Source organism: Vibrio sp. 1402 (assembly GCF_033340275.1).
The window spans coordinates 1-535 of the sequence record NZ_JAWOWE010000638.1; the positions used below are offsets into that span (position 1 = coordinate 1).

1 protein-coding gene is annotated in these 535 nt (G+C 50.3%); it reads left to right on the plus strand.

Annotation, left to right across the window (positions count from 1 at the left end):
- Positions 1–481: LysR substrate-binding domain-containing protein (locus R7044_RS27685; protein ID WP_263857075.1), on the plus strand; the 481-nt coding region annotated here is incomplete at its 5' end.
- Positions 482–535: the final 54 nt, after the last annotated feature.

Genomic DNA, 535 nt, shown 5'->3' on the forward strand with positions numbered 1-535 from the left:
TCGCCCAACTGGCCCCGTAGAGCCGCTGCGTAGCGAAATTCTTGGCCGCGTTGGCGTGTTGTGTTTACTGTCCAAACAGCATCCTTTGGCGAATCAAGAGATGAGTTTGGACGACTATTTGAGCCACCCTCACGCGATGATTGCCATCAGTGACGGAGTGAAAGCGTTGATTGAGCAAGCTTTAATCGACAAGCCGCAACGCAAAATGGTGCTGCGTGCGTACCATTTAGAAGCTGCGCTGGCGATTGTGGATACACTACCTATCATCATTACCGTTCCGGCAGATTTGGCGTATCTGGTTGCTGAGCGCTATGACCTAGTCGTAAAACCGTTGCCATTCCAATTTACGCCTTTTGATTATTCGATGATTTGGCATGCGCGCTGTGAGCATTCTCCTGCTCAAGAATGGCTGCGCTCCGTTGTGCGTGAAGAGTGCAGCAGGCTGATTGCGAAGCGAATCGAAGACATGGGATTGAACTGATAATAAAAGAGCCAGCAACGCTGGCTCTATTTACGTGAAGTGCTGACTTGTAGC